General features: G+C 32.3%; 21 protein-coding genes. 7 read left to right on the top strand and 14 right to left on the bottom strand.

Going from position 1 to position 26,623, the window contains the following annotated elements; all coding sequences use genetic code 11:
* Positions 1-60 precede the first annotated feature (60 nt).
* The 3 genes from DL91_RS06295 to DL91_RS06285 all read right to left on the bottom strand — a co-directional run bounded on the left by DL91_RS06295 (position 61) and on the right by DL91_RS06285 (position 1,590).
* Positions 61-351 (bottom strand): putative quinol monooxygenase, encoded by a 291-nt coding sequence (locus tag DL91_RS06295; RefSeq protein ID WP_048190720.1) that lies wholly within the window; start codon positions 349-351, stop codon positions 61-63.
* A 225-nt stretch (positions 352-576) separates the two neighbouring features.
* Positions 577-837 (bottom strand): hypothetical protein, encoded by a 261-nt coding sequence (locus tag DL91_RS06290; protein ID WP_048190719.1) that lies wholly within the window; start codon positions 835-837, stop codon positions 577-579.
* A gap of 78 nt (positions 838-915) precedes the next feature.
* A complete protein-coding gene (locus DL91_RS06285) occupies positions 916-1,590 on the bottom strand; it encodes a stage II sporulation protein M (protein ID WP_048190718.1) in 675 nt (224 codons plus the stop codon).
* Positions 1,591-2,079: 489 nt separating this feature from the next.
* Here DL91_RS06285 and DL91_RS06280 point away from each other — a divergent pair, with 489 nt between their 5' ends.
* Positions 2,080-2,442: a hypothetical protein gene (locus DL91_RS06280; protein ID WP_048190717.1), complete on the top strand. Its 363-nt coding sequence runs from the start codon at positions 2,080-2,082 to the stop codon at positions 2,440-2,442.
* 519 nt (positions 2,443-2,961) lie between these two features.
* Entirely contained in the window at positions 2,962-3,780 is an 819-nt protein-coding gene (locus DL91_RS06275; protein ID WP_048190716.1) for a hypothetical protein, read from the top strand.
* 361 nt (positions 3,781-4,141) lie between these two features.
* Here the strand turns inward: DL91_RS06275 and DL91_RS06270 are convergent, their stop codons facing one another.
* The 5 genes from DL91_RS06270 to hdrC all read right to left on the bottom strand — a co-directional run bounded on the left by DL91_RS06270 (position 4,142) and on the right by hdrC (position 10,611).
* The gene (locus DL91_RS06270) at positions 4,142-4,909 is read right to left on the bottom strand and encodes a hypothetical protein (RefSeq protein ID WP_048190715.1); all 768 of its coding nucleotides are present in this window, start codon (positions 4,907-4,909) and stop codon (positions 4,142-4,144) included.
* 69 nt (positions 4,910-4,978) lie between these two features.
* Positions 4,979-5,968 (bottom strand): ATP phosphoribosyltransferase, encoded by a 990-nt coding sequence (locus tag DL91_RS06265; RefSeq protein WP_048190714.1) that lies wholly within the window; start codon positions 5,966-5,968, stop codon positions 4,979-4,981.
* A gap of 681 nt (positions 5,969-6,649) precedes the next feature.
* Positions 6,650-8,980, bottom strand: a complete 2,331-nt coding sequence (gene hdrA, locus DL91_RS06260) for a ferredoxin:CoB-CoM heterodisulfide reductase subunit HdrA (protein WP_048190713.1) — start codon at positions 8,978-8,980, stop codon at positions 6,650-6,652.
* 33 nt (positions 8,981-9,013) lie between these two features.
* The gene (hdrB, locus tag DL91_RS06255; RefSeq protein WP_048190712.1) at positions 9,014-10,024 is read right to left on the bottom strand and encodes a ferredoxin:CoB-CoM heterodisulfide reductase subunit HdrB; all 1,011 of its coding nucleotides are present in this window, start codon (positions 10,022-10,024) and stop codon (positions 9,014-9,016) included.
* Positions 10,021-10,611 carry a ferredoxin:CoB-CoM heterodisulfide reductase subunit HdrC gene (hdrC, locus tag DL91_RS06250; RefSeq protein WP_048190711.1) on the bottom strand — a complete coding sequence of 197 codons (591 nt, stop codon included), beginning with the start codon at positions 10,609-10,611 and terminating at the stop codon, positions 10,021-10,023. Before hdrC ends, hdrB begins: the two co-directional genes overlap by 4 nt.
* Before the next feature lie 54 nt (positions 10,612-10,665).
* On the opposite strand from hdrC, the gene DL91_RS06245 reads away from it, so the two are divergent.
* Positions 10,666-11,883, top strand: coding sequence for a site-specific integrase (locus DL91_RS06245; protein WP_048190710.1), 1,218 nt, complete (start codon positions 10,666-10,668; stop codon positions 11,881-11,883).
* Positions 11,884-12,160: 277 nt separating this feature from the next.
* On the opposite strand, the gene DL91_RS06240 is transcribed toward DL91_RS06245, so the two are convergent.
* From DL91_RS06240 to DL91_RS06215, 6 genes are all read right to left on the bottom strand, one after another.
* Positions 12,161-12,757, bottom strand: a complete 597-nt coding sequence (locus tag DL91_RS06240; RefSeq protein WP_048190709.1) for a hypothetical protein — start codon at positions 12,755-12,757, stop codon at positions 12,161-12,163.
* A 2-nt stretch (positions 12,758-12,759) separates the two neighbouring features.
* Complete coding sequence (locus DL91_RS06235) at positions 12,760-13,041, bottom strand: hypothetical protein (RefSeq protein ID WP_048190708.1); 282 nt, start codon at positions 13,039-13,041, stop codon at positions 12,760-12,762.
* A gap of 135 nt (positions 13,042-13,176) precedes the next feature.
* The gene (locus tag DL91_RS06230) at positions 13,177-13,611 is read right to left on the bottom strand and encodes a hypothetical protein (RefSeq protein WP_048190707.1); all 435 of its coding nucleotides are present in this window, start codon (positions 13,609-13,611) and stop codon (positions 13,177-13,179) included.
* Between the two features lie 88 nt (positions 13,612-13,699).
* Entirely contained in the window at positions 13,700-16,990 is a 3,291-nt protein-coding gene (locus tag DL91_RS06225) for a hypothetical protein (protein ID WP_048190706.1), read from the bottom strand.
* Between the two features lie 15 nt (positions 16,991-17,005).
* On the bottom strand, positions 17,006-17,203 hold the full coding sequence (locus DL91_RS06220; protein ID WP_048190705.1) for a hypothetical protein: 198 nt from the start codon (positions 17,201-17,203) through the stop codon (positions 17,006-17,008).
* A gap of 666 nt (positions 17,204-17,869) precedes the next feature.
* Positions 17,870-18,604 (bottom strand): hypothetical protein, encoded by a 735-nt coding sequence (locus tag DL91_RS06215; RefSeq protein ID WP_048190704.1) that lies wholly within the window; start codon positions 18,602-18,604, stop codon positions 17,870-17,872.
* Between the two features lie 369 nt (positions 18,605-18,973).
* On the opposite strand from DL91_RS06215, the gene DL91_RS06210 reads away from it, so the two are divergent.
* Genes DL91_RS06210 through DL91_RS06195 form a run of 4 tightly spaced genes read left to right on the top strand, consistent with a single transcriptional unit; the run spans position 18,974 to position 26,532 of the window.
* Positions 18,974-20,497, top strand: a complete 1,524-nt coding sequence (locus tag DL91_RS06210) for a class I SAM-dependent DNA methyltransferase (protein WP_048190703.1) — start codon at positions 18,974-18,976, stop codon at positions 20,495-20,497.
* Positions 20,487-21,797 carry a restriction endonuclease subunit S gene (locus DL91_RS06205; protein WP_048190702.1) on the top strand — a complete coding sequence of 437 codons (1,311 nt, stop codon included), beginning with the start codon at positions 20,487-20,489 and terminating at the stop codon, positions 21,795-21,797. Before DL91_RS06210 ends, DL91_RS06205 begins: the two co-directional genes overlap by 11 nt.
* Before the next feature lie 2 nt (positions 21,798-21,799).
* A complete protein-coding gene (locus DL91_RS06200) occupies positions 21,800-23,479 on the top strand; it encodes a DUF262 domain-containing protein (protein ID WP_048190701.1) in 1,680 nt (559 codons plus the stop codon).
* Entirely contained in the window at positions 23,476-26,532 is a 3,057-nt protein-coding gene (locus DL91_RS06195) for a type I restriction endonuclease subunit R (protein WP_048190700.1), read from the top strand. Before DL91_RS06200 ends, DL91_RS06195 begins: the two co-directional genes overlap by 4 nt.
* Positions 26,533-26,623: the final 91 nt, after the last annotated feature.

The raw sequence follows: 26,623 nt of genomic DNA, 5'->3' as shown, positions 1-26,623 counted from the left end.
CAACAATTTTAATAAATTAAACTTTTTAAAATCGCATCAATACCTTTATGTTTTATTTAATTATGTTTGTTCAACAGAATATGATTTAACATCAATTTTTCCTGTTAATAACTGTTTTATTATTTTTCCAAATTGTTTGAAATGATCTGTTTCCATATGGGTGTTTAATGAATTAATATCTTCCCAGTGTTCTAACATTACTAGTTCTTCTTTATTTTCTGTACTTGCATACAAACCATAACTTATACAACCTTCTTCCAATCTGGTAGCACAAATTAAATCTTGTGCCTTTAAAATAAATTCATCTTTTTTTCCAGGTTTTAAATTCATTTTAGCCGTCACAATAATCATTATATCTTCACCATTGACTTTTAAACTATTTTAACAAATATCTTTTTTATATTGAATAATTAATATTTTCTAGTTACTGTTTTTATAAGGTGACAAATTTAGAGAAATCTTTTATTATAATTTTCATCTCATTTTATGTGAATTAAATAAATAAGTCTCAAATATGGTTTATTTTAAACAATAAAACTATATTTTAGTAATTAAATGTTTTGAATATTCAATAATCTATTTTAACGGTGCATATGGAGGTAATATAAAGTTTCCATGGGTTTTAATATAGTATCCATTCTTTGCCACATAATAAGAGAATTTTTGAATGCTAAAATTAGGACCATCTTGAGATTCGTTTTCTGATATAAAATTTTCTAACAGCTCTTCAAATTCAGATTCTGTTGCATTGGTGAAGACATCATAAGGACTTATAGTTCCCCATTTATGTGTTGCATCTATAAAAAAACCATTCAATTTTCCAACTTCTAGTTCCATTTATTACAACTCCGGGGTATAATAATTTCATTTAATTGTATTTTCAATAACAATTTCAACTTTATGAATATTATGACATTATTTTGCTAAAGACAAATGTGTGATATAATTTCCTAATGGAAGTGTTATATTGGCTTCGATTACTGCTGCAATTAAAATTAAAATTATTGCAATAACAACTAATATTAGAGAATCTTTAAATTCATTATACAATTCATTTTTTGTTTTTTTATATATTATTATATTAATAACCAAATTTGTAAGTTTAAATCCTCCAGCTCCCGCTACAATAATACCAGATGTTTCAAATATACCATGTGGTATTGTGTAAATTAGAAAAGCAACAGGATTACTTACTCCTAACGGACTTAAAATACCTCCAATATTAGACGAAAGAAATCCTAAAAAAGACCCATATAGGAATCCGTTGAGTATCAATATTCCTGCTGTAATTATTCCTGTTACACCTGCAGTATAGGGGAAAAATACTCCATAAGTAAGGTTGTGCAGGAATATTGAAAATGTACTTATCCCATTTTTCATAACAAACTGTTTGTCCGATTTAACAACACTATTCAAGAAATTTTCAATCAAACCAGGTATGAAATAACCTATAATCAGACCAATAAATAATGCTAAAAAATATATGGCTGCAGAGAGGAGTAAAAACTTTTTATTTTGTTTATAAAAATTTATACAGAGATAATTGAATTCACCATTATAAAATCTATTTAAAAAAGCTATTTTGGACATATTAAATTAATCTTTATTTTTCAAGTTATTTATTTTATGTTGACGATATCAAAACCTATATACTTGTAATACAAAAATATATTTAGATTCAAACTTCGAGTTATAAACTCAGAAGATGATAAAATTTCAACGGTATACAACAAACAAAAAAAGCATCCATGGTATTATAATGGGCCTAGTCCCACTTTGGAAGACCATAAAATAATGATAGAATATCTGAAAAATCGTTTCAATAATAAAATTGAAATAAAACACAGATAAAAAAATTGCAGATTCCAATTCATTATTTTATTTTCTTAATTAACTTATTTTAAAAATGTTTAAATTTAGTTTTCAATTCTAATCTTAATTAATTCAAACATTAAAGATTTAATCGACATTTATTCAACTTTTTTTATACAGTATTTTTTTTTGGTTTGCTTTATTCTCATATGCTCTACCATTACAAGCACCAACAACACCAACTAGATCCTACTTTGGTGATTTTTAATGAAAGACATAAAAGCAAAACTTAAACCAGAAATTCTTGGAAAGCAACCTATCGAAAAAATTGATGGTTTAGAACTGGTAATAACTCCCAAAAAAGAATTTTTAGAATGGTTTAAAAATACAAAAGGAATAATAGGAGAAATTGGAATAAAAGAACGGAATACCGGTTTAGATTCAATGGAATGTCCTAATTGTAGATCCAAAATGAATAGTTATGAATTAAATAGCGACCCTGGAGAAATATGGCATTTATGTTCCAAATGCAATCTATCATTTTCACAAAAACAGCACAGATACTTTACAACCATGATTATGAGGCTAATTAATGGTGACTTCAATGTTTCTGACACCAACTCAATATAAAGAGGATAGTCATGAAAAATATCAGTTCCAGAACGTGCACTTGTACTATAATGGCCCTTAAAATATATTATGGAATTAATTCATCATTTAAATACAGATATCTGAAATAATGTGTATCATCAATTGGAATAAGGAACCTAAATATTTAGGGATCAGTAATTGAAATTTGGAATTATATTATACTTATTTCAAAATCAATAAGATTCTGTAATATTTTAATAAATATTTTAAATGAAAAAAATAAAATTGATAAATTTATTCCTCTCTACTTTTAATCTAAAAATTGGTATATCCTCCCCAACTTCAATTTAATTTTTTTGACTAGGAATATTGATACAGTATTTGAAGAAGTAAAATTAATATTATCCTTCTATTTTCCATGATTTTTTTGAATATAATTTAAATATTATTCTAATTTTATACCTTAAATGAACAAAATTAAAGATAAATATATATATTAAAACTTTTACATTATCCATTATACAAAAATTTAAATAATTGGTGGAGTATGTACAAAAAATGAGAACAAAACTTATAATGTTATTAACAGTCTTTGTTGTTGTAATTATTTCCTGCGGTGTAGCATCGGCTGCAACAGTAAATACTAATCACATTGCAAAGGTTAAATTAAGCAATTCAGAAACCAACGCTGATCAGTTTGAACCCGTTGTTGATGGTAAAATAGTTGTATGGACCCAGGGAGATCCAAGAATACATACATCTATTTACTATAAAGACCTTGTAACGGGATTAAGCCATAAATTACTGTCTTCCAATCAAGATCAGTCTAAACCTTCAATTTCAGGATCAAACATAGTATGGCAACAGGAAAATTCCAAAGGGCAAATTTGTATTTACTGCAAAAATATTGTAACTGGAAAATATGGTAGGGTTTCCAATTCAAAATTAAATCAGGCTTCCCCGGATATTTCAGGCAATATTATTGTCTGGGAGCAGGACACTTTCAATGGTACGTCTATTTATTATAAAAACCTTAAAACAGAGATTATTGGTATTGTTAAGAAGTCCAATGAGGGACAATTTGAACCAGTTACCAATGGTAAAATGATTGTTTGGACCCAGTATGATTTAAAAGGCTATTCCTTAGTATATTATAAAGATTTAGCAACTGGAATAAGTAACAAAGTATTAAATACTGATGAATTCCAGTTCAATCCTGCAATTGATAATAATCACATTGTATGGGTTCAGACAGAGTCAGGAAACTCGAATATCTACTACAAAGATCTTAAAACTGGAAAAGTTAGCGCATTGTTAAAATCAAAACATTCCCAGTTCCTCCCTTCTATCAAGGGTAATATCGTTGCATGGCAGTAATATGAATCCAATGGAAAATCTAATATTTACTATAAAAATCTCTTAACCGGTACAATCAATATAATATCTCAATTTAATGAGAGCAGTGAACCAGCTATTTCAGGTAAAAATATTCTCTGGACGCAGATTACAAACTCAAATCAGTATTCCATCTATATGAAAAACATTGTGACTGGAATAATCAGTAAAATAACTACATAAAAATATCTATGTAAATCCAATTTACATGGATACTCATTATCCATCTAATTCATTTTTTATTTTTCTAATCTTTCACGCATATATGAAAATTCCAATTAAATCATGGTGTTTGAGCATTAATTTTTTTATGATATTTTCCTTAGAAAAAGAATCATAGTTTTCAAATATTAAATGGTTCCTCAAAAGAAACTGATTTTATAACTCTTTCAGCAATCTCTAAAGAATTATCATCACCTGTTATGCCCAGCCAAACAGAACCTTCGGCTCCTGAAACACCACCGCCAGCAATTAGATCTGTTTTTACATTACAAAGCATATTAAGGGCTTCAAATTCTGTAAAAACTTCTCCACTTATAGGCAAAAGCCGGGGTCCAGTTAAACCCGGTATATTTAATTTTTTGGCAATATCATCCAGATCACTTGAAACACGTTTCTCTACTCCCACAGGAATAATCAGACGAACACGCCGTCCAACAACAACTGGCAGTGCAGCACCAATTGTTCCAGCTTCGGGATGGCCAATATAAATAGCAGCTTTCTTACGGGTTAAATCTAAGCTGTTTGCACCTTTTAGGATTACATCACCTTCTTTTAGCCGGTCTACTACATCATAAATAGTTAATCCCTTTTGCCAAACCCCTTTTTTTATTACAACATCGCCAAAAAATTTGGTGTCATCGTACAATCTTCCGGAATCTGATCTAGGTTTTGAAGGAGGCAGTACCACCCCTCTAAAGAACCTTTTCCTAGAAAAATCATCAGATTGACTAATTGCTGTAAGAATTTCCTCAGCAACGTAACCATTGGTTGTTCCAGCTACAATTACAACTGTACCATTTTTAAGTGCATCTGTAATGGGAGAATAAGTTACTAAAGCCTTTGCAATCAGCCTTTTACCTGCTGCAGGTGTGATTAAAAATTGTTTCATAGATTTAGACCTTCCATATTTTTTAGATTTAAGAAATCCATTTATATGAGATTAATTTACAAACTTTGACTATTTAACGTACTGTTTAACATTTTCTCTCACAATAGATGAAGCATCGTAATTTTTAATTCCCTTTAACATTGCAGGAAACTTATTTTTGGGTATTAAAACATTAACTTGGGAAAATGTACTTCCCTCCACAACTGTTGGTTCATCTGAACAGTAAGCATTTGATAGTAGGAAATCCTTTACATCAGATACCTTCAGATTAGAAATATTGAACTTGACATCAAAATATTTTCTGGCATTTATTGCACCGAAAAGTTGTTCAAACATCATATGAGCTTTATCTTCCTTAGCTCCTTTACAGCTTGGTCCGGCATACAGACCTGCACTTGATTCCATAATAGTTTCAAGTTCTTTTAGTCCTGCTTTTCTTAAACTACTCCCAGTTTGAGTATTGTCAACAATAAGATCTGCACCCTTTGCAATATAAACCTCAGTTGCACCATCAGAATTTATGACTTGGACCATTTGATTGTCCCCATCTCTTAATCCTCTTACTTGTACAAATGGAATACTATCTCCAAAGACTTCTTTGTATCCCTGGTTGTTCATGAAGAACTGTCGCGTTAAATTAGGGTATTCAGTAAAACAAAGTATTGGAGTTTTCCTATCTTTATTGGCCCTGAAGAAGTCAGTTAACGAATTGTAGGGTGATTCTTTTGGAACTCCGACTATTAACCTTGTTTGACCATAATCTAAGTCACCTATTTTTCTTATTAATTTTTCTTTGTAGTTAACAGATTCTTCCCGCACCCAATCTTCACCTATTATTGCAATGTCTAAGATTTGACGGTTTAATTCAACAGGCGCACTCTGTGGTCTTGTTAAAAATCCTTTGATCTCAGGATCATTCATTATTCCAATCTCATTGGATTCTTTACCCGGTTCATATCCCCTCACTTCGTATCCTGCATCAACTAATAACTGATAAGTATTACCCCGGTTAACATTATTTAAACTCCCCTTTGGAAGACCTAGCACTATTTTGTTCATATTAATAAGCAAAGGACAATTTTATATAAATGTTTCGATCAAAAAAATAAAATTCATAATTAGTTAATATTATATCTATTTAATTCAAAGATAAAATTATAAGCGTTTTTGGAGACATACGTGGTTAATCTCAATCCAAATTTAAATTCAGATTTGTTTGAATCTATTTTTAAAAACAGTTTGGACGCTATTTTTATTACAATTCATAAGAATAAATATTGATAAAATATTTTACACCAATTCTGCTGCAGAAGAACTATTCGGCTATAAAAAAGAAGGAAATATGAACTTAGCTGGAATGGTCTCGTAGATAGTAATGATGAACAGTTACATGCTTTTTTATCCGAACTTTTCATTGCATATAGATCAACCGGAGAAATTAAATTCATGAGAAAGGATGGATCAAATTTACTGGTGGAATATCTACCAATGTTTAACCCAAAATGGTACTAAATTACCAACATGGTGGAGAAATATGGGTAAAATCAGAACATGGAAAAGGTTCAACATTCTATTTCACTATTTCTGAAAAATAAAACACGGACCACAATGACCTGTAAATGTATTTAAATTAAGGATATCCTTTACTGTTTGATGATATTGATTTAAATATTCTCAATATTTTAAAAAAAAATAAAAAAAAATTAATCCAAGAGTTAAATATCTGCTAATAAATTGGATTCAATTTTCCTCTAAACATCTTATTTCGGTATCGAATTCATTGAATCTGTTTGCTAATCCCCTGAAGTAGGGTATGTATACTTTGTAGAAGGCAAGTCTATCAGGGTCTATGTTATTTTTTAAAAGTTCCTGTTTCAATCCCTTAATTCTTTCCTTGGTTTTGGAGTACATTGGGTTGTAAGGATATTCTCCCATAATTATTCCATCAGCACCCATATTGAATGCATGAAGTATGTGTTTTGGCATTATCCGGTTCATTGAAGGGATTTTAATAATTCTTATGGAGCTTGGAACATTTATTTTATTTATTCCTATATTATCGGCTGATATATAACCAACTGAATCTAAAAATGTGATTATGCGAGTTTCACCGGGTTTTTTATCCTTTAATATACCTGTGATCATTGAAAGAATCTGTTCATCGGTCTGGCCCATTATTTCTATTGCATTATTTTCACATTCCCATAGACATGCACCACATCCTATACAGGACACAGGATCAACATTCAAAACATCATCTTGTATGAATGCTGCTTTGTATTTACAAACATCGATACATTTTTTACATAGATTGCATTTTGAATTCTCGATAGTTGCAACAAATGGTTCCAGCTCTACTCCTCCATTTATAAGTTCAGAAACCTTTGCTGCTGCTGCATTTGCTTGAACAATACTGTCTGTAATATCTTTAGGACCTTGTGCAGTTCCACAGACATATATACCTTCCACTTCGGTTGCAACGGGTTTGATCTTTGAATGTTTTTCCTTGACAAAGAGTTCTTCTGTTAAACCAACATCAAGTATATTGGAAACTTCTATAGTACCTTCTGATGGTTCCATTGCAGTTGATAGAACAACTAGATCTGTTTCTATCTCCATTGGCTCTCTAGAAAGGGTATCCTCCAATCTGACAATGAATATTCCGTCTTTCTCTTCTATTTCTCCAGGTCTACCTCTTATAAGTCTTACTTCGTTCGATTGTGCATATTTAAAGTATTTTTCATACATTCCAGGAGTTCTCATATCTGTATAGCATATTATTACATCAGTATCTGGATAATGTTGTTTTATTACATTTGCATGCTTTATTGCAACCATACAGCATACTTTAGAACAATACTTTCTTCCCTCTGGTTTTTCATCCCTTGAACCAACACACTGTATCATAACAACCCTTTGAGGAACTTGACCATCTGATGGTTTTAGAAGTTTTCCCTTGGTTGGTCCGTTAACACCCATGATCCTTGCCAGTTCCATCTGAGTCACAATATCTTTGTGCCTACCATAGGAATATTCTGGCCTTTTGCTCATATCAAAAGTTTTATGGCCTGTTGCAATAACAACAGAGCCGACTGTCATCGGAATAACTTCACCTTCCATTGAAAGGTCTATTGCATCCATTCTACAGGTATCTTGGCATTTTCCACATTCTTTACAGTTTTCAGGGTCTATTGTATATACATCAGGAACAGCCTGTGGAAATGGTTTGTAGATGGCCTTTCTAATAGTCATTCCTTCGTTCCATGAATCTTCAACTTCAACGGGACAGACTTCTGCACAACTTCCACAGCTTATACACTTGTCTTCAATAACCTTCCTAGCTTTGTTTTCAATTAACAAGTTGAAATTTCCAGCCCTTCGTTCCGCAGCTTTTAATGTGGTGTTGGTCATTATTTTAATGTTTTGGTGCTGTACTGCCTCATTTACTAGTGGATTTAAGAGACACATAGCACATTCCTCTGCTAATTTCTCTGGGGAAAATAATTTACCCACCTTAACCATTGAACCTCCAATAGTTGGTTCCTCTTCTATAAGGCATGTTTTTATACCTTGTCTTGCAAGTGAAAGCGATGCACTAATACCTGATATTCCACCACCTATCACAGCAGCTGTTTTAGGGGTTTTACGGAGTATAGGGTCTAGTGGTAGAGAATATTTTACCTTTTCTATTGCTGCATTCACAAGGGAAATTGCTTTTTCAGTTGCTGTGTTATTATCTGGATTTACCCAGGAACACTGTTCCCTTATATTTGCCATTTCAAGGAGGTAAGGGTTAAGTGGGTTCACATAGTTCTGAAAAGTTTTTTCATGTGTTATAGGAGAACAAGCTGCAACAACTACTCTATCAAGGTTTTTCTGTATAATGTTGTCTCTTATGATTTTACGTCCATTTATTGAACATAAGTTCTCAAATTCTTCAACAACCTCAGCATTTACCGATGATCGTAGTTTTTCCATGTCAATGGTGTCTGAGATGTTTCCACCACATCTACATAGAAAAACACCAATTTTAAGGTCAGGTTTATTTTCGTTAAATGAAGCTTTGCTCATTTTTTTAAATTCCTCCTTGGGAATTGTGAAATATTATTCCATAAATTTATTGTCAATTTTAAGTGATTTTTTAGCGTTAGATTCATTAACTTGATCTTCTTTCAGATCAAATTGCTGTTTTAAACGTTTTAGAAGGGGTTCTATAGGTACAGTATGAGTTTGTATACCTAGAACCATGTAAGGATCTGCTCCCATTGCCAGTGCAATGAACTGTGTAATGTTCAAATGGAATATATTGAATTTTGTTTTTAGTTTATCTTCGATATGTGGTTGATAACGGTCAAACTGCATCTGACAATTGGGACACATATGTAACAATATTTCCACATCTTTATCTTTCAATGCCTCTAGCTTTTCTGCTGTTACAGCCAATGAAATTTCCTTGTTGGTAAACCTCTGACGGAACCCAGCACCGCAAGTAACTCTTTTATGGTCATACCATCCAATGGTATCTATTCCAACAGCCTTTACGAGGCCATCTATAAGATTAGGTTCTCTAACACCTTCTATTGTGTCGTTGTAATGAACCTTACAGTAGTGGCAGGCATGATGGGTTGCTATTTTGAATCCTGAAAGATCAACAGTTACTAACTTGGATATTTCATCTTTTTTATTGAATAGGATTTCAGCTACATGGAATATGTTTTTGGACGGATCCATACTGTCCAGTGTGTATTCCATTTCTTCAAGTCCAGATTCATCAAGGATATTATTTACTTGATTTCTTGCATCTTCATTCTGATTCAATATCTTAACTGTTTTTTTAAGTATTGCATAACATGTTGCACACATGGTTGCTATATTATTATGACCAGTTTCTGCTGCTATATGGAAGTTTCTTGCAGCAAGTGCAGTTGTTGAAAGTTGATCAAATAGATCATAGTAATGTCCAAGCCCTGTGCAACATGATTGTCTTTCATCCACATAATATTCAACATCGATCCTGTCAAATATATAGCATGTAGATGATTCAACTCCAGGATATTCAACATTCACTAAACAGCTTTTGAAGAGTAAAATATCTTTATCAGGTATAAATTTCATTTTTTACATCTCTTTATTCTTTCAAGCCTTTTTTTAAAGCCGGATTTATCAAGTATAGCTTCAATTTCATCTGTGGATTCTTTGGGTAATATATAGTTTCCAAGACCAAGATCAGCACGTATATCCTCAATATTCACCTTCAGATCCATATAATCTTTTCCAACATCTTTGACCATGACATCAAAAAATTTACTTGGTATGGAACCAACTCCCAGTTCCATAAAACTATCTCCATAAGCACTGAAATCTGTAATCTTTTCGGCACCTTTTCCCCTTTCAATAGACATTTGCCTTAGTATCTGGTTTACTTCGCTTGCATTGTTACCAGAGGGGCATACACTGTTACAGGTGTAGCATGAAAAACAGTTCCATATATCTTCATTGTCTATAACTGTTTCATCGTTTTCAAGAACCCTTCTTATCATATCTCTAGGGTCGTATTCTGTTTGACTGGCTCCTGGACAGACGGATGTGCACATACCACATTGTACACACTTGTAAATACCAAGATCTGGGGATGCTTTCATATCATTTAAAACATCCTTTACAAGTTTTAATGAATTTTTGTTAAGTTTAATAGTTTTCATGTAACACACTTCTAATATGATAACTTTATAAGACTTATTATACCATTTTATATTATGAAAGCTGAAGATATTAAAAATGATCCAGATTTTGTAGATTTTTGTAAAAGACGAAATCTGAAATATGGTACAATTGTACGATATATACACTCACTTCACTTATATACTGAACTCATTGGTATGACGTTGTCTGAACTCATAGAAGAAGCTGAGGAGGAAGAGGACAGTGGAATGAGATTAAGACGTAGGAAGATACGAAAATACCTACAAGAGTTCAGGCAGTATTTAGAAGACCAAAAATTTAAACATAGCTACATAAAGACTACCACTAGTTGCATAAGAGCTTATTATGCTGAATACGATATACTTCTACCAAAAACGATTAGAACTAATGCCCGGAGTGATAGGAATGAAATATTGTACGAAGACCTACCATCTATGAAAGATCTAAAAAACCTACTAGAATATGCTAATCCTACATTCAAAGCTATTATGTTATTAGGAGTTAGTTCGGGCATGGGCAGAGCTGAAATATGTTCTCTAACCTTTGAACATTTTTTTGATGCATATGGTCTAGATCCATACCCTAAAACACTCGATGAATTGATAAATAGGATAGACCAAATGGATGATATTGTACCACTTTGGCACATAATTAGAATAAAAACAGATCATAAGTATTTCACATTCAGCAGTCCTGAAGCCACCAATGCTATTATGAATTATTTAAAAGACCTAAACAGAAAATGTAAAAGATATGAAGAGAGAAATAGAAAAGCTCAATTAACACTAACACCTGAAACAAGTATATTCTTAAATAGACATCTAGAAGGAGTTTCACCTACTCTAATGAGTTTAACTATCAAAAGATTAAACAATAAAGCTGGTTTCAGTAATCAAAACGATTCACGTTATATTAGGCCACACATCTTAAGAAAAATCTTTGCTAGCACCTTGGAAAAGAATAAAATGCCACATTTAATGATTAGATGGATCATGGGGCATAATCTGGATAAAACAACATCAGCTTACTTTAAAGCTGATCCACAGGCAGTAAAAGAAGAGTATCTAGAAGTTTTAAATTATTTGACAACAAATGCAGTCGAAATAAAATTAATAAACCAATATGAAGATCTTAACAATGAAAATATTAAATTAAGAACTGAAATGGAAAAACAGCTTAAAAATCAAGCACGGATTAATACAGAGAAGGATGGGCAGTTAGAAAAATTGCAAAGAGAAATTGAAGCTATACGTTACATTAAAAATGAATAATTATATTTTTTTATAAAATTCAGTGCCATAAATCCTTGGCATTCTGTTATAACATGTTGTACATAAATAGGGATATACCTCTTTCATAATTGAGGTATCCATTTTAGCTTTATATTGAACATTCAAAGAACTACAATTACTACATTTATAATTAGAAACGTATTGGGTACTATTAGTGGATATGCTACTCATATATATTGCCTCCGATGTAAATAAAATAAAAATTCAGTTAATTAATCTGGAAATAAATAGTAAAAAAATTAGATATAGAATAAATTCAATCATTTTCATCCTCTTCTTCGCAGTTTATACGTGCACTAAGATGATAACTTTCTATATATAGCTTTAGATAATCTAATTTCTTAATTTCTTCTTCTGTTAAATCTTCATTAGTTTTTAAATTTTCAACATACCTTTCCATGCTCTTTATCTTTTCAGGGTTGCTAATTTTATCATGCACCGTATTTAACTGGCATATCAGATTCTTAGCTTCATTATAATAAAAATCATCACCGGATTCATCGTATGCGTCCAAAAAATCATTAACTCGATTGATAAACCATGCATCGGAAACCATTGAGCATATATAAGTTAAATTTTCGGTTCTATGCTTTAGTTGCAATTCATCGAGAACTTGATTATATGCTTTTACTTCTTCTACTATGCACGTCCTGCGCTGGTGATAGGTCATTTTTTTAATGAACTTCATCAATAGGTCTGCCTTTATCTTATATTCTTCATGATCTTTATCTATCCTTAAAGTTCGAATAGTGTCATAACTTTGTTTATAATATATTTTTGTTAGTTCATCTATGGGAATATTCCATACTACTTCTATAAAATTTTCTTTTAATCTTTTAAATTCTGCTTTCATGATTACTCCATCCTATTAACTTGTTTTGCCAATTGCTGGACTTGTTTTTCTAAATCTTCTAGATCTGCATCCTTCTTTACTTGATTATAAATTGAAATCATATATGCTAGGGTTTTAAACCATTGAACCCTGAATTTATCATTCTTCGATGCTCTACCATTCATTGCCTTGTCATGGACTTTATCAATCGCATTATTCAGCTTTGAAAGTATTAAATCACGATCATCATAGGATAAATCCCACGGATCGGTATGTTCTTGGATCTCTTCTTCGCTTATTGACATATTAAAAACCTCTTAAAAACTTGTTTAATCTCTTAGTTTGTATTAAATCGCTTGTTATGGCCTTATTTATAATATTTAAATTTAGGTAGTGGGGTTATTAATCCCGACTACACATAGGCAGGCATTTTAGACATATTAATTGTATAAATTCTCTGCCTTTTGCCATTGTATGACTGGTAATTCGAAATATAAGTTGTCTTCTTGCAGTATTATTGGTGATTCTTCAATTATTTGGTTCATTTTCTCTATATTAAATAATAAATTGTCCCATCCCTCAGGATAGTCAGCATAATCAATATTTTTCGCTTTCATGAACTGTTCTGGTGTGTTGTTATTATGTTGGCACTGAGTGTTCAGGCAGAACTTATTTTCTTCGCATGTGTTGTCTTCGTCAATATAAACATCTTTGACTATAATAGGTTTCAAATAATCATTTGATGGTTCTATGAATGCTATTCGCCTTTTTTTCATGCATATTCCAATATTAACGCCACATGATTCGGTTTTTAAAAAATTAATCAACCAGCATATATCGTATCGTTTAAATTCAGATTTTATATTCTCTATCATGTTAAATACCTCTTAAAATTAGATTATTTCAAAAAAAAATCACTAATACATAAAATAAACTATTATAAGTTATTAATTAATGATTAAATCAATTATTGCCTTTAAATTTATTTAATAACTTCTCTGTAGGAGTTATTAGACGTGACCGTGCATCATATTTGATATATCCTTCATGATTCAGTTGAAACTGAACTCCTAATAGATCCTCATATTCATCAACTTCAGCTACTTCAGCAATGTCTTTTGTGAATTCCATGCTGTGAATTCCGTTTGGTTTATTAGATAATGCGTTATAGGCCTTGCACAAGATTCTATCGTTTTTTGTTTCGCCGGGTACTTTAATTGGTTTATCATCAAACTCAATCATTGGAATATGTTCCGGATTTTTTTCTGTTGCTGTTCCTGAACTTCCAGATTGGTTTATTTCTGCTGTTGTCGTCGATTTTATTGTTAATGGTTGGATATTTTCAAGATGTTGAATCTTTGTTGAATCATGAATATGCATAGATGTGAAAGTCTGTGCAGGTTCTGGTTCTGATAAAATATCATTTTCTGGATCCAGTTGGCAGTTTGCAATGGGGTTATCTTTTGTAGTATCTAATAAAGTATAATAATTATTTAATATATAATAATACTTTATTGAGTATTCTTTATCTTTATCTGTTGCCAACCCACTACCTTGCCAACTGCCAACGGTGCCAAGTGATTCAGGTTTGAATGCGATCCAAATTTTATTATCTTTTTGATATTTCGCTTTTCTTTCAATCCAACCCTTTTCATGATGATTTTTGATAATATCTCTCGCCCTGCGATCTTTTACTTTGAAAATCTTCATAATCTGTTTTTTATAATCATTGGAATTAACAGCTGAACTTTCATCAATTGCATTATTATCGATTAACCATTGCAGAACTTCTTGATCCTTCGCTTCAGCGCCTTGCCACCCTTCTCCATAGTTTAAAAAGCCTGGAATCTTCTTATTAACATACTGATAAGTATGGTGCATTATTTCGAACAGATCTAAATAAGCAAGTTCAACATCTGCAGGCTGAATCATATTCCGGTTATGCTGAAGGGCTTGAACAGCGCAAAACTTTAATAAATGAGTTTGTAATGTATATGCAATAATATCCATGAAGTTTCGAATTTTATCGTTGAAATTAAATCCGTAATCTAATAGATCAAAAAATAGTTCTGCAAATACTTCTTTCGCTTCCTTGGTAGCTCTGAATGTATCGAAAGTTTTAATTCCATTTACATAATCGCAAAACGCATCAAGTGCTTCTTCATTATCGGATTCATCAAATATATTCCTTTTATATGATTCTCTTTTATCTAACCCGGTCATATTTACATAAACACATATTACACGCCTGATATCACCCTCTAAAACAAGGATGTCATTATCAAACGTTTTAGGTTGCAAAAATATGCTGATAGGGCAAGTTGGATCATATTCTAATGGTGCAGCATCGCCTATTTCTGTTGTTTCTTTATGAATAGTGTTGCCTGGAAATCTATCCAGAGCTGTTCGGATATATTTTCTTGCTTCAGAATAATGCAATTCATTTGAAGATAACAAGTTAAATGCTTCGTCCACCACTAACCAATCTCGGGCAAGATATCCATATCTAAAGCTATAATTATCTGTATTTTTAGATTTAACTGTCTTACCGCAAAGTTGTTCCGCATGTAGGCTTGTAGGTTCAGCATATACCATATTAGAACGCTGAATGAAAGCTTTTATAATCCTTTTAATTTCGCCCTTTCCATGGCCTGCTTTTAAGGGATATAATGCGTTAATTCTACCATCTGCCTTATTTCTTCCCATTTGCAGATCTGATTTGCGTATCCTGAAACTCATTAATTGATAGTATAAAGCCTTAAAGATGACTTTATATTCATCACCAAATAGATCTGAAGCTGTTACCAAGTTATCAAAATTATTTAAATGCATTGTTGGATATTCCAGTTTAATATCTGGTTCTGGTTCAATATCTGGAACTTCTTCGCTGGTTGTCATTAAACTATTTGTTTCAGCTGGTGCTTCTACTGTTTCGTGTCCTGGAACTTCATATCCTTCTTCGGTTGCCTTTTTGCAAATCTGGGATAAAGGGCTTCGATATTCTGGTTTATCTGGCAGGTGCATTTTACAATCGCCAAAACTCATTGAAGGATAATTACTGCCTTTATTATAAATTGTTTTGATATTCGGTGGATGCAAACCGATCCATGAATCAATAACATGATCCATCGCACCTACATGCCAATCTATTGCGATTCCATTGATGTAGTTATGAATAGTTGCAGAATCCCACCCACATAGATTAAGCAACGAAGCTATATAAGCGACTCTTCTTGTGTTTCCTTTATCCCATGAATCTGGGTGCATTATTGATGCAGTTACAACTTCAGATTTGATTATTTCAATAGGTATCGCCTTTTCTGGAATTTGGATATCTAGCTCAACATATTCTCGCTTGCGCTGTTTTATATCTTCTTCATATTCTTTCAAAGCTTGCCCTAATGGATAGAAATCTTCTCTAGTTATCTCTGCATTCACGAAAATATTAACTAACTGTTCAGCTTCTTTTAGATCATTATCCGATAATGGGATAGATTTCATAGGTATCTGGAAGTTAACAGGATCTATGGGATAAACAACATACGGAAGCTTTCGATGTAGAGATAAAACGGTCTTGAAAAACCTTTTTTTATTATTAATTGCGTCAATTTTCACTAATCCATGAACTTCCGGATGAGATTCATATAGTTCAAATTCCAAATTCTGCAAATACAGATTAAAAGCCTTAGTTAAAACATCAAAAAGATTTACCCTTTCAATATCTCGATACTCTTCAGGTAGGTTAACAAGCTTCGGATGGATATGTAAATAAATTCCATTGCCACTAAATAAAGGAAGAACATTATCACCTGTAATTGCAGATAACTTTTGATAAATAAATTTTCCTGCAGTTTGAAGGCATTCAAGGGCTTTCACATCGTGAACTGTATTTTCGCCAGAAAGGTCTATGTCAACTGATAAACTGAAATAAACAGTTTCCTGGAAGCTACCTGGACTTGAATCGCTCTTATCTTTCCAATCGTCAAATACTTTTACATCAAAATGATTTAAAGTAGATAAAAGAACCCTATCAACTTTACGAATAATAAACTTGAAATCTTTGGGGTTCTGGAAGTCCAATAATCTTCGCCGATCTTGTTTATGTTGATATAGTCCAATATTATCAAATTTAGCGGCTTTATGTGAACCTTCACAATCCACGAAGGATCGGATGATATTTTGAACCTCTTCGTTATTGTAATGTTTTTTAATAGAGGCTTTCTTTAAATAAACATCCTCTTTTTTTTGTTTCATAATCTTAACTCCCTCTTATCCAATTAGTTCAATTGCAAAAGTTCTATCCTTATCAATTACAGGTATTCCAAATTCCAAGGCTCTTCGAACAAGTTCAGATAATGGTATTTTTATATTATAATCAGATTCTATTTCAGATTTAATTTTATTTAGTTCTTGGCGCTGTGATGCATATACTTGGCAGTTCAGCGTTGTGGTTTCAATGTATCTCATACTTTATCACTCCATATTCTATTTAAATTATAAATAATAGTTTATACAATAATTTGAACATTAATGATTCTTTGATTAAAAAATTATGTTTATATCTTGCTGATTTGTTGGTTTGGTTATCATTTTATCATTGTACTTATTTGATCAAAAAACTTCGAAAAGACAAAATATAAAAAATTTTGTCATGCAGGTAGTTTACCTTGGTTATTCCAACATTTGCGGATTATTTGAGTTTTTTAAGTTCAAAACATGCAGATAACAAATCCTTCAGAAGTATAATATTTCTATAATCCTAAACATTCTGATAAATAGCCCACTAATTTCATTGTCTTCATTATATACTGTAACGGACACTAATCCTGATTAAAAAAGTAAATTTCTTTCATTCCCTCATTCATTACTGTAACTAATAACAACTAAGATAAAAGAAGTAAATTTCTTTCATTCCCTCATTCATTACTGTAACTAATAACAACTAATATAAAAGAAGTAAATTTATTTCATTATTTGTCCTTTACTGTAACAGATACTATGAATCGTGAACGTTCTGACAAAAAATAATCTTTTAATTTCTTAAAAACAATAACAATTTGATATCACATTACAAATATTTTATTTTAGAAATAGTATCCGCTACGAATTCATAGATATTTTAAATTTCCAAAATTAATAAGAAACACCATTAAAATAAAGCATTATCCAGTTAAAGAAGTATTCCTCCCACCAATTACGGCGGAAATTGGTTTTGGGATGACAATGTTTACATAATGTAACAAACAACGGTTGTTCATCATTACATAATGTATCTTTATTATAGTTCACATGATGAACTATCATCTTTATTTCATGCTCTGCTTCATCCATACCACACAAAATACATTTGCGACCCCAATAATCACGGACACGTTCTCTGAATGCAGCATTGAACTCTGGGCAGTAAGGTGCGAACGACACGCCACCTTTCCAGTGAGGGCTGTTTTCTCCACGATTCCAAGTGTCTTTACATTCTCTACTACAAAATCTACCCCTTCCATATTTAAGCACATGTCCAGAAACCTCAAAAGAATTGCCACAAAATTCACATATACAATCAACATAATGGTTCTGTTTATCATAATTCCCTTTACATGCTTGATCACAAAAATTACGTCCACCAGAAACATGTTTATGTCGTTTCAGTATTTTACCACAATAATCACAAGGAACTTTTACATTACCTATTTTTGATCTCATTTCATTCATACATTTCTTACTGCAAAACTTCCCTCGACCTTTGCCTTTTTCATTAGCTTTGCATTTCAGCATTGGAAATTCATCACCACAGTTTAAACATTTGAAAATATAATACAAACCTTCTTCTTGGATTATCATTCTTTCAAGGTCTTTAGTATTGCATAACATCAATACTACTATGTTTAAAACAGTATTTATACTTTTAAATCGTATTACAAAGAACAACACGACATAAGAGTTTGTAATTACCTCTTTTTTGCATTTAAGATATTATAATTCGCCATAGCATAATATAACGAGGTCAAACCTACCGTACAGTACAGTGCACTTAGCATAGGTTTATATGCTTTTAAAATTCAAGCATTCATTCGTAGATAAATATAGGGATTAAGCAGTGCATTGATAAGATATGCCTCCTGCCATTTCATTTAAAATTATATTCACTTTTAATATTATTCCATACTATTGAAATAGTAAAATATATTGTAAGTAATCAAAATACAATCATTATGACTATTTATCATTCGGTGGGGGACAATGGCAAAAAATAACAATGGCGCTAATTTAGGTTTTGAACAAAAACTTTGGCAATCTGCAGACAAACTCAGAAACAACATGGATGCTGCTGAATACAAACATATTGTACTCGGACTTATTTTCTTGAAATATATTTCAGACTCATTTCTAGAGATGCATGAAAGTCTAAAAGAGGACGAATATGCAGATCCTGAAGATAAAGATGAATATCTCGCCTTAAATGTTTTTTGGGTGCCTCCAGAAGCCAGATGGGACTACTTACAGGACCATGCCAAACAACCAAACATTGGTAAGCTTATTGATGATGCTATGGATGCTATCGAAAAAGACAACCCTAACCTTAAAGGTGTTTTACCAAAAGACTATGCAAAAGAAGCCCTAGACAAAAAAAGCTTAGGTGGTATAATAGATTTAATAGGAACTATCGGTCTCGGAGATAAAGAAAGTAAATCCAAAGATATCTTAGGTAGAGTATATGAATATTTCCTAGGCCAGTTTGCTAATGCTGAGGGTAAAAAAGGTGGGCAGTTTTACACTCCCCGCAGTATAGTTAAAATCTTAGTAGAAATGATTGAACCATATTCCGGTCGTATATATGACCCTTGTTGTGGATCAGGTGGAATGTTTGTCCAAAGTGAAAAATTCGTAGAAGCACATGAAGGTAAACTTGGAGATATAGCCATTTACGGACAAGAATCTAACCAGACTACGTGGAGACTCTGTAAAATTAATCTTGCTATTAGAGGTATCGATTCAAACATAAAATGGGGTAATAGCTTTACAGATGACAAACACCGAGATCTGAAATCAGACTATATCTTAGCCAATCCACCATTTAATGATAAAGACTGGAAAGCGGAATTATTAGAAGACGATGTTAGATGGAATTATGGAATACCACCTAAACGTAACGCTAACTTCGCATGGGTACAACACTTCATCTATCATTTATCACCCACAGGGATCGCAGGCTTTGTATTAGCAAACGGATCCATGTCAGCTGGAGGGCAAGAAGGAAAAATTCGAGAAAAAATAGTTAAAGCAGATCTTGTGGATTGCATGGTAGCCCTACCCTCTCAATTATTCTACAACACAGGAATACCAGCATGTTTATGGTTTTTAAGCAGGGATAAAACTAACAGTAACTTCCGTAGTCGAAAAGATGAAATATTATTTATTGATGCCAGAAAAATGGGTGACATGGCAGACCGCACCCATCGAGAACTTACTGATGAAGATGTGCAAGTAATCGCACAAATATATCATAGTTGGAGAGGTGAAGGTGGAGAATACAATGACATTCGTGGATTCTGCAAGTCCGTCCAGCTAGATGAAGTAAAAAAACATGACTTCATACTCACACCAGGACGATATGTGGGCTTTCCCGAAGAAGAAGAAGACCTTGAAAAGTTTGAGGAAAAGATGCATAGGCTGACATCTGATTTAATTGAGCAGTTTAATAAGTCTGCAGAGTTGGAAAATTCGATTAAGGCTAATCTCAAGGAGTTAGGGTATGAGCTCTGAAGGCTTTAAAGAAACTGAGATAGGTCTTATTCCTAAGAGCTGGGAACTTTTAAGTATTGACGATATAAAATCAAAAAAACGTAGTTCTATCGCTATGGGTCCATTTGGATCAAATATCACCAAGGATAATTTTATTGAATACGGTGTTCCAGTCATTAGAGGCGTAAATTTAAGTAAATATAAATTTAAAGAAGATGGTTTTGTTTATTTAAGTGAAGACAAAGCTAATGAATTAAAATCAAGTAATGCCTTTCCAAAAGACATAATTCTAACTCATAGAGGAACTCTTGGGCAGGTTGGAATAATACCTATATATTCAAAATATCCTCGATATGTTGTTTCACAGAGTCAAATGAAATTAAGTTGCAATGAAAAGGTAGTTAATCCCTTTTATGTTTTTTATTACTTGAATTCTAAATTGGGTCAAGATTTACTATTAATGAATACATCACAAACTGGAGTTCCAGCCATAGCTAGGCCTACAACTTCTTTAAAACAGATTAAAATACCAATTCCTTCAATTCAAGAACAAAATGAGATAGTAAAACATCTTCAACAATTGGATGATAAAATCCAACTTAATTACCAAATTAACCAGACTTTAGAGAATATTGGCCAGGAATTATTCCGGCACTGGTTTGTCTATTTTGAATTTCCCGACGAGAATGGGCAGCCTTACAAATCAAGTAATGGAAATATGGTTGAATCCGAAATAGGTCTAATTCCTTTAGGATGGGACGTCAAAAACCTAAATGATATTTGTAATATCATAATGGGTCAATCACCAAAGTCTAAATTTTACAATGAAGATGGTGTAGGTTTACCTTTCCATCAAGGTGTTACAAATTTTGGAATAAGATTTCCTAATGATAAAATATTTTGCACAAAAGAAAATAAAATTGCTAAATCTGGGGATATTCTGTTTAGTGTTAGAGCTCCGGTCGGCAGAATAAACATTGCTAAGTCTAAAATGGTAATAGGAAGGGGTTTAAGTGCTGTTAGACATAAAAATAATTTACAATCATTTGTATTATACCAGTTAAAAAATATTTTCACAAAAGAAGATTCTATAGGTAGTGGCACTGTCTTTAATGCTATTACTCGTAAAGATTTAGATAATTTAGATATTTTAGTCCCAAATCAAGACCTTGATAAACAGTTTAATGATTTTATAAAACCTATGGAAAAACAAATTGAAAAATTAGAATTAGAAAATAATTATCTGATCAAAATTCGTGATTTAATCCTTCCTAAACTTATTTCAGGGAAGATAAGGGTTAAAGATGTTGAGGAGGTTTAAAATTGAATGCTGATGCAGTGCCTTTACATAAGATTTTGAGTTTTAATTTACAGATGATTATCCCTATATTCCAGAGGGAGTATAGTTGGGAGTGGGAAGAGGTAAGTATTCTTTGGGAAGACATTTTGAAGTTGTATAAGAATGTTTATGAGAGTAATATTGATACTACTCATTTTTTAGGCCCTATTGTCCGGGTTGAACGTCCAAATGATAGTGTAGATATTGAAAGGCTTTGGCTTATTGATGGCCAACAGAGAATAATTACTTTAATGGTTTTACTTGCATGTATTCGAAATGCAGATCCTGCTCTCAAAGGTAAGATAGAATTTGGCTACTTTTTCAATCAAGAGGAAGAAGGTGATGATTATTATAAATTGATTCCCAGCGAAGGGGATAGGGATAATTTTAGGGCAATAATTGATGGAGATGGAAAATTAAATTCTGGTAAACTTCAAGACACATTTAACTATTTCACTCAAGTAATAGCAAAATCAAAAGATTTGGACCTAGAGAAATTAAGAGGCTTAATACTTAAAAAATTGATTTTGGTAGACATTTCTGTAGATAAAAATGAGAACCCTTATATTATTTTTGAAAGTCTTAATGCCAAAGGCACACCTTTAACTCAAGCTGATCTCATCAGGAATTACATTTTCATGAGGATAGGAGATGAAAAAACTCAAATAAGTTTGTATAATAGATATTGGAGACAAATGGAAATTTCTTTAGGTAAAAATTTAGAATATTTCTTCTGGAGATACACACTTAAAGAAGGTACATTTGTTAAAATAAAAAGAACATATGCTAATTTAAAAAGTGAATTAGAAACTCAAAATACTCTTTATACTGAAGAAGAGCTGAAAAAGTTACATGAATATTCTAGTTTTTATAAAAAAATAATTGAACCTGAGAAAGAAACTAATACTGAATTGCGAAGAAGACTTTTGAGACACAATAGATGGGAAATAGGGACCGAATATCCTTTCTTATTAAATATTTATAAGGATTATGATAAAGGGGCTGTGACTAGCGAAGAATTTTGTGAGTTATTAGACATTATTGAATCATTTGTTATTAGAAGATTATTAAGTGCAGGTTATCATACGAATAAACTTAATCAGTTGTTTATTAGGCTTTATTCTAAATTAGATCATGATAACCTTATTGAGTCGCTAAAGAAAATTCTCTATCAAGATTTCCCAGATGATAGAGAATTTCGAGAAGGCATAAAATTTTATCCTATTTATTCTAGTGGTACAAAAAAATGTTCTATGATGTTGGAAACTCTTGAATATTCTATCCAGCATAAAGAAAAAGAATTAAAAAGTAAATTGCAGATCGAACACGTAATGCCTCAAGCAGGCGGTGAAAGTGAAGACCTTCCAGATTCTTGGAAAAATATGTTAGGATCAAATTATGCAGAAATTCATCGTAAATATCTTCACACATTAGGAAACCTAACATTAACAGGTTACAATCAAGAATTAGGACAAAAATCATTCAAGGAGAAAAAAGAGATATATAACTCCAGTAAAATTGACCTTAATGAGTATTTTAATACCATAGATGACTGGAATGAGGAGGAAATACTTAAAAGATCCGATATTATAGCAGATATGGCAATAAACATCTGGAAAAATATTAATGATAATCGAAGTATTGATGAATGGGTGGAAAAATGACCTTATCTGAAGATGAAATAGAACTCTTGGCTCTAACGATTTTTGAAGAGTTAGGTTTTGATATCTTTCATGGTCCGGATATTTCTCCTGATGGTCCAAATCCTAAGAGGGAACTTTATAGTGATGTTGTAATCGTAAAAATATTAAGAGATGCTATATATCGTTTGAACCCAGACATTCCTCCCACAGCAAAAGATGAAGCTGTGAAAAAAGTTATTAGGTCTGATAGCCCTGATCTTCTTATTAATAATTTTCAATTTCATCAATTTATTACAGATGGAATCACAGTTGAATACAGAAATGATGGAAGGATAGTTCATGATAAGGTTTGGCTTTTTGATTTTGAAAATCCTGATAATAACGTTTTTTCGGCTATAAACCAATTTACTATAATTGAAAATAATAATAACCGCCGTCCTGATATAATTCTTTTTGTTAACGGTTTACCATTAGTTGTCATTGAGCTTAAAAATCCTGTTGATGATAAAGCTACATTAAATAAAGCATATCAGCAGCTACAAACTTATCAATCTCAAATACCCTCTTTATTCCATTTTAATGAGATTTTAATGATTAGTGATGGGATGGAAGCTCGTGCAGGTACATTAACTAGTGATTATCAACGATTCATGCCATGGAAAACAATTGAAGGTGAAAAGGATTCTTTATTAACGATGGTGGAGATGGAAGTTCTTATTAGAGGCATGTTTAATAAAACAGTGCTTATGGATCTTATAAGACATTTTATTGTTTATGATGATTCTGAAAACAAAATAAAGAAGAAATTGGCTGCATATCATCAATATCATGCAGTTAATAAAGCTGTTGAAGCCACTGTTGAAGCTGCTAGTCCTAAAGGTGATCGAAGATGTGGGGTAGTTTGGCACACTCAAGGATCTGGTAAGAGCTTAATTATGGCATTCTATGCTGGAAAGTTAGTACTCGAAATGGATAATCCAACTTTAGTTGTCTTAACAGATCGAAATGATTTAGATGATCAGCTATTTGGAACTTTTAAAGGCTCTGAAAATATATTAAGACAAGAACCTGTCCAAGCAGAAAACAGAGAACATCTTCAAGAGCTATTACAAGTAGCAAGTGGAGGCATAGTTTTCACAACTATTCAAAAGTTTCTTCCAGAGAAAGGAACAGATTATCCTACTCTATCAGAACGTAGAAATATTGTGGTTATAGCTGATGAGGCACACCGTTCTCAATACGATTTTATCGACGGATTCGCTAGACATATGCGAGATGCGCTTCCTAATGCTTCTTTTATTGGCTTTACAGGCACACCTTTAGAGCGTGGAGATAAAAACACAGTATCTGTTTTTGGAAATTATATTGATATTTATGATATTGAACAAGCTGTAGAAGATGGTGCTACAGTACGAATCTATTACGAAAATAGACTGGTTAAGTTGGACCTTAAGAAAGAAGAAGTATTACATATAGATCCTCAATTTGATTTTATTACGGAAGGTCAAGAGATAGAAAGTCAAGAAAAGCTCAAAAGTAAATGGGCACGGATGGAAGCTGTTGTAGGAAGTGAAACACGTATTAAACGTGTAGCATACGATTTAGTCAAACATTTCGAGGAAAGAATTGATGCTATGGATGGTAAAGGCATGATTGTATGTATGAGCCGCCGTATATGTATTGAATTATACAAAGAGATAATCAAGCTCAGACCAGAATGGCACAATGAAGACGATAAATACGGCTTTTTAAAAGTGGTTATGACTGGAAGTGCCACAGATCCATTAGACTGGCAACCACATATACGCAACAAACAACGAAGAAAACAATTAGGTGACGAATTCAGGGACCCACACTCACCCATTAAATTAGTTTTAGTAAGAGATATGTGGCTCACTGGTTTTGATGTGCCTAGTTTACATACAATGTATATTGATAAACCAATGCAAGGACATGGCCTTATGCAAACCATAGCACGGGTTAACCGAGTGTACAAAGAGAAACAAGGTGGACTTATTGTAGATTATTTGGGTATTGCAACTGAACTTAAAAAAGCCTTGAATCAATATACCGAGGGTGGTGGACGTGGAGACATTGCATTTGATCAAGAACAAGCAGTTGCAATAATGATGGAGAAATATGAAATAGTCACAGCTCTATTCCATGGTTTCCAATTTCAAAGTTTCCAAAAAGCAAACACTGGCGAGAAATTAAAGCTCATGCGAAACGGAGCAGATTTTGTAATGGGTCAAGAAGATGGTAAAAAACGCTGCATGAAATATGTTAATGAATTATCAAAAGCTTTTTCCTTGGCTGTGCCACACCCACAAGCTATGGGAATAAGGGATGACTTAGCATTCTTTAAAGCTGTGAAAAACTATATAATCAAAGTTACATCACCACCAGGAAGCCAAGTAGAAGACGTTGACTTAGCTATACAACAGATTCTATCCACTGCATTAGTATCTGATGAAGTCTTGGACCTATTCCAACTAGCCGGACTAAAAAAACCAGACATATCCATCCTATCTGACGAGTTCCTCTTAGAAGTTAAAGACATGGAACACAAAAACACTGCAGCAGAACTACTTAAACGACTCCTTAATGATGAAATAAATAGCATATCTCGCAAAAATGTAATTGAAGCAAGATCATTCTCTGATATGCTTGAAAAAACAATCAAAAAGTACCACAATCGAAATATTGAAGCTGTCGCAGTTATTGAAGAACTCATTGAACTTGCGAAACAAATGAGACAAGCACAAGATAGAGGGGAAAATTTAGGGCTTACAGAATACGAACTAGCATTTTACGATGCTTTGGGAGTTAATGATAGTGCAGTACAAGTTCTGGGGGATGATATCCTTAGGGAAATAGCTATGGAATTGGTTAAAGCCATTAAAAGTAATATTACTATCGATTGGACTTTAAGAGAAAGTGTACAAGCTAAAATGAGGGTATCAATAAAAAGAATTCTTAAACAATATGGATATCCACCAGACAAACAAAAATTAGCAGTAAAAACTGTACTAGAACAAGCAAACAAAGTTTGCGAAGAATGGGCTAAAACTTAGAATTCACAATAGATGATATTTAACATTAGATAAATTAGTTTTTGAATTGTATGGTTTGACTGAGATGAAATGATGATTTTAGATAGAATAA

The organism is Methanobacterium sp. SMA-27 (assembly GCF_000744455.1).
Classification (GTDB): Archaea; Methanobacteriota; Methanobacteria; order Methanobacteriales; family Methanobacteriaceae; genus Methanobacterium_B.
The sequence above is the reverse complement of the archived record's forward strand: the minus strand, read 5'-3'. Positions and strand labels throughout refer to the sequence as shown.

Excerpts from the sequence above, each read along its gene's own strand:
- DL91_RS06235 (WP_048190708.1), bottom strand. The coding sequence starts at position 13,041 with ATGTCAATAAGCGAAGAAGAGATCCAAGAACATACCGATCCGTGGGAT.
- DL91_RS06245 (WP_048190710.1), top strand. The coding sequence starts at position 10,666 with ATGAAAGCTGAAGATATTAAAAATGATCCAGATTTTGTAGATTTTTGT.
- DL91_RS06275 (WP_048190716.1), top strand. The coding sequence starts at position 2,962 with ATGAGAACAAAACTTATAATGTTATTAACAGTCTTTGTTGTTGTAATT.
- DL91_RS06295 (WP_048190720.1), bottom strand. The coding sequence starts at position 351 with ATGATTATTGTGACGGCTAAAATGAATTTAAAACCTGGAAAAAAAGAT.
- DL91_RS06265 (WP_048190714.1), bottom strand. The coding sequence starts at position 5,968 with ATGAACAAAATAGTGCTAGGTCTTCCAAAGGGGAGTTTAAATAATGTT.
- hdrA (WP_048190713.1), bottom strand. The coding sequence starts at position 8,980 with ATGAGCAAAGCTTCATTTAACGAAAATAAACCTGACCTTAAAATTGGT.
- DL91_RS06230 (WP_048190707.1), bottom strand. The coding sequence starts at position 13,611 with ATGATAGAGAATATAAAATCTGAATTTAAACGATACGATATATGCTGG.
- hdrC (WP_048190711.1), bottom strand. The coding sequence starts at position 10,611 with ATGAAAACTATTAAACTTAACAAAAATTCATTAAAACTTGTAAAGGAT.
- DL91_RS06270 (WP_048190715.1), bottom strand. The coding sequence starts at position 4,909 with ATGAAACAATTTTTAATCACACCTGCAGCAGGTAAAAGGCTGATTGCA.
- DL91_RS06280 (WP_048190717.1), top strand. The coding sequence starts at position 2,080 with ATGAAAGACATAAAAGCAAAACTTAAACCAGAAATTCTTGGAAAGCAA.
- DL91_RS06195 (WP_048190700.1), top strand. The coding sequence starts at position 23,476 with ATGACCTTATCTGAAGATGAAATAGAACTCTTGGCTCTAACGATTTTT.
- DL91_RS06240 (WP_048190709.1), bottom strand. The coding sequence starts at position 12,757 with ATGAAAGCAGAATTTAAAAGATTAAAAGAAAATTTTATAGAAGTAGTA.
- hdrB (WP_048190712.1), bottom strand. The coding sequence starts at position 10,024 with ATGAAATTTATACCTGATAAAGATATTTTACTCTTCAAAAGCTGTTTA.
- DL91_RS06215 (WP_048190704.1), bottom strand. The coding sequence starts at position 18,604 with ATGTTATGCAATACTAAAGACCTTGAAAGAATGATAATCCAAGAAGAA.
- DL91_RS06285 (WP_048190718.1), bottom strand. The coding sequence starts at position 1,590 with ATGTCCAAAATAGCTTTTTTAAATAGATTTTATAATGGTGAATTCAAT.
- DL91_RS06210 (WP_048190703.1), top strand. The coding sequence starts at position 18,974 with ATGGCAAAAAATAACAATGGCGCTAATTTAGGTTTTGAACAAAAACTT.
- DL91_RS06290 (WP_048190719.1), bottom strand. The coding sequence starts at position 837 with ATGGAACTAGAAGTTGGAAAATTGAATGGTTTTTTTATAGATGCAACA.
- DL91_RS06220 (WP_048190705.1), bottom strand. The coding sequence starts at position 17,203 with ATGAGATACATTGAAACCACAACGCTGAACTGCCAAGTATATGCATCA.
- DL91_RS06225 (WP_048190706.1), bottom strand. The coding sequence starts at position 16,990 with ATGAAACAAAAAAAAGAGGATGTTTATTTAAAGAAAGCCTCTATTAAA.
- DL91_RS06205 (WP_048190702.1), top strand. The coding sequence starts at position 20,487 with ATGAGCTCTGAAGGCTTTAAAGAAACTGAGATAGGTCTTATTCCTAAG.